Source organism: Saccharothrix sabaoui (genome assembly GCF_051756985.1).
Taxonomy (GTDB): domain Bacteria; phylum Actinomycetota; class Actinomycetes; order Mycobacteriales; family Pseudonocardiaceae; genus Actinosynnema.
Genome location: NZ_JBPKJK010000261.1, coordinates 1 through 7,926, shown reverse-complemented (window position 1 = coordinate 7,926; position 7,926 = coordinate 1). Strand labels below are relative to the sequence as shown.

Sequence of the window (7,926 nt, the reverse complement as noted above, 5' to 3'; positions counted from 1 at the left end):
AACGGATTCAGCACGATGGCGAACTACACCGCCGCTGACGTGAAGCGCCTCCGCGAGCTCACCGCCGCAGGCATGATGGACTGCAAGAAGGCGCTCGAGGAAGCCGAGGGCGACTTCGACAAGGCGGTCGAGATCCTGCGCATCAAGGGTGCGAAGGACGTCGGCAAGCGCGCCGAGCGCACGACCTCCAACGGCCTGGTCGTGGCCGAGGACGGCGTGATGATCGAGCTGCGCTGCGAGACCGACTTCGTCGCCAAGAACGCCGACTTCCAGGAGCTGGCCTCCCGGATCGTCGCGGTCGCCAAGGCCACCCGCCCGGCCGACGCCGAGGCCCTCAAGGCCGCCGACCTGGACGGCAAGAACGTCGACGCGGTCGTCCAGGAGTTCTCCGCCAAGATCGGCGAGAAGCTGGAAGTGGCCAAGGTCGCCGTGTTCGACGGCACCGTCACCACCTACCTGCACCGCCGTGCCGCCGACCTGCCCCCGGCCGTGGGCGTCGTCGTCGAGTACACCGGTGACAACGAGGAGGCCGCGCGCGGCGCCGCGATGCAGATCGCCGCGATGCGCCCGCAGTACCTCACCCGCGACGAGGTCCCGGCGGACGTGGTGGCCCACGAGCGCCGCATCGCCGAGGAGACCTCCCGCGAGGAGGGCAAGCCGGAGGCGGCGCTGCCCAAGATCGTCGAAGGTCGCGTGAACGGCTTCTTCAAGGACGTGGTGCTCCTGGAGCAGCCGTCGGTGACGGAGTCGAAGAAGACCGTCAAGGCCGTGCTGGACGAGGCCGGGGTCACCGTGACCCGCTTCGCCCGGTTCGAGGTCGGCCAGGCCTGATCCACGTGAGGGCGGGGTTGCGCGCACACGTCGCGACCCCGCCCTTGCCGTGTCCAGAGGAGGACCCGTGAGCCCAGAGGCAGACAACCCAGAGGTGGACGGCCCGGGAGCCCGCGAGGAGGAGCCGGTCGCCGGCTACCGCCGCGTGATGCTCAAGCTGGGCGGCGAGATGTTCGGCGGTGGCGGTGTCGGCGTCGACCCGGACGTCGTGCAGACGGTGTCGCGCCAGATCGCCGCGGTCGTCCGAACAGGGGTCCAGGTCGCCGTCGTCATCGGTGGCGGCAACTTCTTCCGCGGCGCGGAGCTCCAGCAGCGCGGCATGGACCGCAGCCGCGCCGACTACATGGGCATGCTCGGCACGGTGATGAACTGCCTCGCCCTCCAGGACTTCCTGGAGCGCGAGCACGGCATCGACACGCGCGTGCAGACCGCCATCACGATGGGCCAGGTCGCCGAGTCCTACATCCCCCGCCGGGCGATGCGGCACCTCGACAAGGGCCGCGTGGTGATCTTCGGCGGCGGCGCGGGCATGCCGTACTTCTCCACCGACACGACCGCCGCCCAGCGCGCGCTGGAGATCGGCTGCGAGGTCGTCCTGATGGCGAAGGCCGTGGACGGCATCTACACCGCCGACCCCAAGGTCGACCCGGACGCGCTGATGTTCGACAGCATCACGCACCGGGAGGTGCTCGAACGCGGCCTGAACGTCGCGGACGCGACCGCGTTCAGCCTGTGCATGGACAACAACATGCCGATCATGGTGTTCAACCTGCTCACCGAGGGGAACATCGCGCGCGCCGTGCGCGGTGAGAAGATCGGGACGCTGGTGAGCACCCCCGGTGGTCGCCCGTCCTTCTAGACCTGCTGGGATTCGAGCCGAACAGCGCACACAAGGGAGTCAGCCGTGATCGACGAGACCCTCCTCGACGCCGAGGAGAAGATGGAAAAAGCGGTGTCCGTGGCGAAGGAGGACCTCGCCTCGGTCCGCACCGGCCGCGCCAACCCCTCGATGTTCTCCCGCATCGTCGTCGAGTACTACGGTTCGCCCACGCCCCTGAACCAGCTGGCCAGCGTCGCCATCCCGGAGGCGCGCATGGCGGTCATCAAGCCCTACGACGCGACCCAGCTCAACTCGGTCGAGAAGGCCATCCGCGACTCCGACCTGGGCGTCAACCCCAGCAACGACGGCTCGATCATCCGCGTGGTGATCCCGCAGCTGTCCGAGGAGCGCCGCCGCGAGATGGTCAAGGTCGCCAAGGGCAAGGGCGAGGACGCCAAGGTGTCCATCCGCAACATCCGCCGCAAGGCCAAGGAGGAGCTGGACCGCCTGGTCAAGGACGGCGAGGTCGGCGAGGACGACGGCTCCCGCGCCGAGAAGGAGCTGGAGAACGTCACCCACCGGTACGTCACCCAGGTCGAGGAGCTGGTCAAGCACAAGGAAGCCGAGCTGCTCGAGGTCTAGTCGGGTCGTGTCGGTTCACCCGGTCGGGTAGTCGGCCGCGGGCTTTTCGCTTGGCCGGTCGACGGCCGTGATAGGAGCACAGCAGGTGTCAGGCGGCGGTGAGCAGGGCGCCCCGGTGGCGGGCGCGTCGACCGGGGGCGCGCCGACCGGGGGCGCGTCCCCGTCCCGCGCGGGGCGCAACCTGCCCGCGGCCATCGGCGTGGGCGTCGGGCTGGGCGCGGTCATCCTCGTGTCGCTGTTCACCGTGCGCCAGCTGTTCGTGGGCGTCGTGGCGCTAGCCGTCGCCGTGTCGGTGTACGAGCTGGCCGGCGCCCTGAAGCGCGGCGCGGGCATCAAGGTCGCCCTGGTGCCCGTGCTGCTCGGCTCGCAGGCCGTCGTCTGGCTGGCCTGGCCGTTCGAGCGCGGCGGCGTGCTCAGCGCGTTCGTCGTGACGATGCTGGTCTGCCTGCTGTGGCGGCTCAAGGACGGCGCCGACGGCTACCTGCGCGACGTCACCGCGTCGATCTTCACGGTGGCCTACGTGGGGGTGTTCGCCGCGTTCGCGGTGATGCTGGTCGTGCCGGACGACGGCGTGTTCCGCGTCCTGGCGTTCCTGATCGGCGTCGTGCTGTCGGACACCGGCGGCTACGCGGCGGGCGTGTTCCTGGGCAGGCACCCGATGGCACCCGCCATCAGCCCGAAGAAGTCCTGGGAGGGCTTCGGCGGCTCGCTGGTGGCGGGCACGGTCGGCGGCGCGCTCACCGTCGGCGTGATGCTCGACGGCCAGTGGTGGCAGGGCGTCCTGTTCGGCGCCGCGCTCGTCGTCACGGCCACCGCGGGCGACCTGGTCGAGTCGCTGATCAAGCGCGACCTGGGCGTCAAGGACATGGGCACGCTGCTGCCCGGCCACGGCGGCCTGATGGACCGGATGGACTCGCTGCTGCCGTCGGCCGTGGTGGCCTGGCTGCTGCTGCACACGTTCGTGCCGTCCTAGTACCCCGGGTTCACTCGTCGTACGGGTCGTCGATCGCCGACCCGACCTCGTCGTCGGACAGCGGCGAGCTGCGCGACGGGTCGATCACCGAGAACACCGAGCCCACGTGGTCGGCGACCGCGGTGACGCGGCCGAACGGCGTGTCGTACGGCTCCACGGTGATCTGCCCGCCCAGCTCCAGCACGCGGGACGCGACGGAGTCCGTGCCGATCTCGGGCGCGGCGGTGAAGTACACCATCCAGTGCGGCGGGGTGTCCGGGGCGAACGCGCGGCCCATCCGCTGCCGGCCGAGGACGGTCTCGCCCTCGACGGCCCACAGCGTGTAGTCCACCGCGTGACCGTCACCGATCTGGGTGATCTCGAAGCCGCACAGCTCGTGGAAGAACGCGTCCGCGGCCTGCCCGTCGCGCGTGTTCAGCTCGGCCCACGCGTACGCGCCGTGGCCGTTGGTGCCGAACACCCAGTCCGGCGGCACGTGCCGGAACCCGATCGCCGCGCCGGACGGGTCGAGGAGCACGGTGGACACCTCGGTCGGCTCGCCCAGGACCGTGCCGCCCAGCGCGTGCGCCTTCTCGGCGGTGGCGCGGGCGTGCGGGGTGCCGAGGTAGAGCGTCCACGCGCTCGGGCGGGACGCCGGGACCAGCTCGGCGACCGGCATGCCGTCCACGACGGCGATGGTGCGGCCCCCGGTGTCGGCGGCGTAGTACCAGCCGAACAGGCCCGTGTAGAAGTCGATGCTCGCCTGGAGGTCGGTGGTGGCGATGTCCACCCAGCACGGCGCGCCGTGGTGCAATTCGGCCAAAGCGGGAGAATTCGGGACGATGGACACCGCGTACCTCCTGCTCGACGGCCTTTCGATCACGCTACGGCTCTAGAGTCGTCCCGTGAAGGGATTAGTACGCGCCGCCCTGGCCGCCGTCCGCCCGGCCGACGTGCTGCCGAGCCCCAACATCTGGCACTGGCCGGAGGTCTACGAGGTCGAGAACCGCGCGCAGGACGCGGACGGCGCCATCTGGGCCGCGCTGCGCGAGGAGTGCGACTGGACGGGCCGGGACGTGGTCGACGTGGGCTGCGGCGACGGTTTCCACCTGCCGGTCCTCGCCCGCGACGCCGCGTCGGTGGTCGGCGTCGAGCCGCACGCGCCGCTGGTGCGCCGGGCCCGCGCGCGGGTCGCGGACGTGCCGGGCGCGTCGGTCCTCGCCGGACCCGCCCAGCGGCTGCCGCTGCGCGACGCGTCCGCGGACCTGGTGCACGCGCGCACGGCGTACTTCTTCGGCCCCGGCTGCGAACCGGGCATCCGGGAGGCCGACCGGGTGCTGCGGCCCGGCGGCGCGCTCGCGGTCGTGGACCTGGACGGCTCGGCCGCGCCCTACGGGCCGTGGCTGTGCGCGGACGAGCCCCGCTACGACCCGGCGGGCGTCGAGCGGTTCTTCGCCGAGCAGGGCTTCTCGCTGCGCCGGGTGCGCGCGCGGTGGCGCTTCGAGCGGCGCGAGGACCTGGAGGCGGTGCTGCGGATCGAGTTCTCCGCGGCGGTGGCCGAGCGGGCGATCGCCGAGACGCCCGGCCTGTCGTTCGAGGTCGGCTACCGGCTGCACGTGCGGCGCAAGCCCACCGGGTTGGTGCTGCCCTGAGGCGCGCGTCCCGGGCTTCCTCCCCGGCGGCGGTGGTGGGGGCGTTCACCTAGGATTGCGCCGTGGAGAACAGGAACGCGGGCAGGTTGGGTCGTCAGGTCGGCGTCGTCGGTCTGGGGTGCTGGCAGCTCGGCGCGGACTGGGGGCAGGTCGAGGAGTCCGACGCGCTCGCCGTGCTGCACGCCGCCGCCGACTCCGGGGTGAACTTCTTCGACACCGCCGACGTCTACGGCGACGGCCGCAGCGAGACCCTGGTCGGCAAGTTCCTGCGCGAGCGCGGCGACGCGGGCATCACCGTGGCCACCAAGATGGGCCGCCGCGTCGAGCAGGTGCCCGCGAACTACTCCCGCGAGAACTTCCTGGCCTGGAACGACCGGTCCCGCGCGAACCTCGGCGTGGACACGCTCGACCTGGTGCAGCTGCACTGCCCGCCGACGCCGGTGTACTCCACCGACGAGGTGTTCGACACCCTCGACGAGATGGTCGACGCCAAGCGGATCGCCGCCTACGGCGTGAGCGTGGAGACGGTCGAGGAGGCGCTGACCGCCCTCGCGCGGCCGAACGTGGCGAGCGTGCAGATCATCCTCAACGCGCTGCGCCTCAAGCCCCTGGAGCGGGTGCTCCCGGCGGCGGCCGAGGCGGGCGTGGCGGTCATCGCCCGCGTGCCGCTCGCCTCCGGCCTGCTGTCCGGCAAGTACACGGCGTCGACCACGTTCGGCGAGGACGACCACCGCAACTACAACCGCAACGGCGACGCGTTCGACGTCGGCGAGACGTTCTCCGGCGTGCCGTTCGAGGTGGGCCTGGAGGCGGTGGAGCGGCTGCGGCCCCTCGTGCCCGCCGGGGCGACCCTGGCGCAGTTCGCGCTGCGGTGGATCGTGGACCAGCCCGGCGTGACCGTGGTGATCCCGGGGGCCCGCAACGCCGAGCAGGCGCGCGCCAACTCGGCCGCCGCGGACCTCCCGCCGCTGTCCGCGGACGCCCAGGACGAGGTGCGGGCCGTGTACGACTCGCTCATCCGGCCCCTGGTGCACGACCGCTGGTAGGCGGCCTCACCCCTCGTCCGCGTCGTCCTCCTCGACGTCGAGCTCGCCCAGGATCGCGTAGAGCCTGCGGCGAGCCTCGTTGAGGACCTCGACGGCGCGGCTCTTCTGCTCGCGCGTGCCCGCGTGGGCCATCTGCTGCATCGCCGCGCCCAGGTGGCGCGCCGTCGTGCGCAGCTTCGCGTCGTGCTGGTCCAGGTCGTCGTTGACCTGCTGCCACGGCGGCACGCCCCCCAGCTTCGCGGCCTCCTCCTGCCCGGACCCGGTCAGCGTGAACAGCTTCTTGCCGCCCGCCTCCTCGGCGGAGGCGACCAGGCCCTCGTCGGCCAGCAGTTGCAGGGTCGGGTAGACCGAGCCCGGGCTGGGCCGCCAGAGGCCGTCGGTGCGCCGGCCGATCTCCTGGATCATCTCGTAGCCGTGCATCGGCCGTTCGGCGAGCAACGTGAGCACGGCGGCGCGCACGTTCCCCTTCCGCTGCCTGCCCCCGCGGCCGCGGCCCCTGCCGTGGCCGAAGAACCCGGGCGGTTCGTGCGGCGCAGGCGGCCCGGGGGGCACCACCGGCCCGGGCGGGAACGCCCCGAAGCCGCCGAAGCCCCCGCCGCGCGGGTCGCCGAACCCGCGGTCGCGCTGGTGCAGGTGGTCGTGCCGGTGTCCGCCGCGCTCGTGGTGGAAACGCATCTTCTCGCTCCTCGTGGTCGCGTACCGGGTATCGGTACCGATCGGTTGTGACGTGTCGACGATATATCGGAACGTATCGCGATGCAACGGCGATAGTGCGTCTGACCCAGTGTCACCGGTCACGGTGGCGGTGGTCGCTCAGCGTGTTCGGGCACACGGTCCACGTGGTCCGGGGGAGCGGTGCGGTCGTGGGACACTGGAGGTGCTATGACTGCCCTCCCCCTCGTCTTCGACGCGCCCAAGCGCGGCCTGCCGCCGCGCCACCTCGCCGACCTCTCCGCCGACCAGCGCCGGGAGGCCGTCGTCGCGCTCGGTGAGAAGCCGTTCCGCGCCGCGCAGCTGTCGAACCACTACTTCTCCCGGCTCACCGTCGACCCCGACGCGATGACCGACATCCCGGCCGCCACGCGCGACCGCCTGGTGTCCGACCTCATGCCACCCCTGTGGACCGAGCTGCGCAGCGTCGAGGCCGACGGCGGCACGACCCGCAAGACGCTGCTGCGCGGCCACGACGGCACGCTCGTCGAGAGCGTCCTGATGCGCTACCCGGACCGCGCCACCCTGTGCATCTCGTCGCAGGCCGGCTGCGGCATGGCGTGCCCGTTCTGCGCCACCGGCCAGGGCGGCCTGACCCGCAACCTGTCGACGGCCGAGATCGTCGACCAGGTGCGGCGGGGCGCGGCGGCCATGCGCGACGGCCAGCTGCCCGGCGGTCCCGGGCGCCTGTCGAACATCGTGTTCATGGGCATGGGCGAGCCGCTGGCCAACTACAAGCGCGTGGTCGAGGCCGTGCACCGCATCTGCGACCCGGCGCCGTCCGGCCTGGGCATCTCGCAGCGCTCGGTGACCGTGTCGACGGTCGGCCTGGTGCCCGCCATCCGGAAGCTGACCGAGGAGGACCTCCAGGTCAGGCTCGCGGTGTCGCTGCACACGCCGGACGACGAGCTGCGCGACACCCTGGTCCCGGTCAACACGCGCTGGAAGGTCGCCGAGGTCCTGGAGGCGGCGCGCGGCTACGCCGACAAGACGGGCCGGCGGGTGTCGATCGAGTACGCCCTGATCCGCGACATCAACGACCAGGGCTGGCGCGCGGACCTGCTCGGCAAGCTGCTGCGCAGGTATCTGGGCCCGCTGGTGCACGTGAACGTCATCCCGCTGAACCCGACGCCGGGCTCGAAGTGGGACGCGTCGCCGAAGCCGGTGGAGCGCGAGTTCGTGCGGCGGGTCAAGGAGCAGGGCGTCGAGTGCACCGTGCGCGACACGAGGGGCCAGGAGATCGCGGCGGCGTGCGGGCAGCTGGCGGCGGAG

Annotated in this window: 9 protein-coding genes; 7 read left to right on the top strand and 2 right to left on the bottom strand. The window is 72.0% G+C overall.

Going from position 1 to position 7,926, the window contains the following annotated elements; all coding sequences use genetic code 11:
* The first annotated feature begins 15 nt into the window (after positions 1-15).
* The 4 genes from tsf to ACR807_RS40040 all read left to right on the top strand — a co-directional run bounded on the left by tsf (position 16) and on the right by ACR807_RS40040 (position 3,266).
* Entirely contained in the window at positions 16-831 is an 816-nt protein-coding gene (gene tsf / locus ACR807_RS40055) for a translation elongation factor Ts (RefSeq protein WP_438926764.1), read from the top strand.
* 148 nt (positions 832-979) lie between these two features.
* Entirely contained in the window at positions 980-1,690 is a 711-nt protein-coding gene (gene pyrH / locus ACR807_RS40050; RefSeq protein WP_438926763.1) for a UMP kinase, read from the top strand.
* 45 nt (positions 1,691-1,735) lie between these two features.
* Positions 1,736-2,293 (top strand): ribosome recycling factor, encoded by a 558-nt coding sequence (gene frr, locus ACR807_RS40045; RefSeq protein ID WP_438926761.1) that lies wholly within the window; start codon positions 1,736-1,738, stop codon positions 2,291-2,293.
* Positions 2,294-2,408: 115 nt separating this feature from the next.
* Complete coding sequence (locus ACR807_RS40040) at positions 2,409-3,266, top strand: phosphatidate cytidylyltransferase (RefSeq protein ID WP_438926762.1); 858 nt, start codon at positions 2,409-2,411, stop codon at positions 3,264-3,266.
* Between the two features lie 10 nt (positions 3,267-3,276).
* On the opposite strand, the gene ACR807_RS40035 is transcribed toward ACR807_RS40040, so the two are convergent.
* Positions 3,277-4,068 carry a VOC family protein gene (locus tag ACR807_RS40035; RefSeq protein ID WP_438926760.1) on the bottom strand — a complete coding sequence of 264 codons (792 nt, stop codon included), beginning with the start codon at positions 4,066-4,068 and terminating at the stop codon, positions 3,277-3,279.
* 82 nt (positions 4,069-4,150) lie between these two features.
* Here ACR807_RS40035 and ACR807_RS40030 point away from each other — a divergent pair, with 82 nt between their 5' ends.
* Both ACR807_RS40030 and ACR807_RS40025 read left to right on the top strand, forming a co-directional pair.
* The gene (locus ACR807_RS40030; protein ID WP_438926759.1) at positions 4,151-4,897 is read left to right on the top strand and encodes a class I SAM-dependent methyltransferase; all 747 of its coding nucleotides are present in this window, start codon (positions 4,151-4,153) and stop codon (positions 4,895-4,897) included.
* Between the two features lie 62 nt (positions 4,898-4,959).
* A complete protein-coding gene (locus tag ACR807_RS40025; RefSeq protein WP_438926758.1) occupies positions 4,960-5,943 on the top strand; it encodes an aldo/keto reductase in 984 nt (327 codons plus the stop codon).
* Positions 5,944-5,949: 6 nt separating this feature from the next.
* Here the strand turns inward: ACR807_RS40025 and ACR807_RS40020 are convergent, their stop codons facing one another.
* Complete coding sequence (locus tag ACR807_RS40020; RefSeq protein WP_438926757.1) at positions 5,950-6,618, bottom strand: PadR family transcriptional regulator; 669 nt, start codon at positions 6,616-6,618, stop codon at positions 5,950-5,952.
* A gap of 207 nt (positions 6,619-6,825) precedes the next feature.
* On the opposite strand from ACR807_RS40020, the gene rlmN reads away from it, so the two are divergent.
* The coding region (gene rlmN / locus ACR807_RS40015) for a dual-specificity RNA methyltransferase RlmN (RefSeq protein WP_438926756.1) at positions 6,826-7,926 on the top strand (1,101 nt) is incomplete at its 3' end.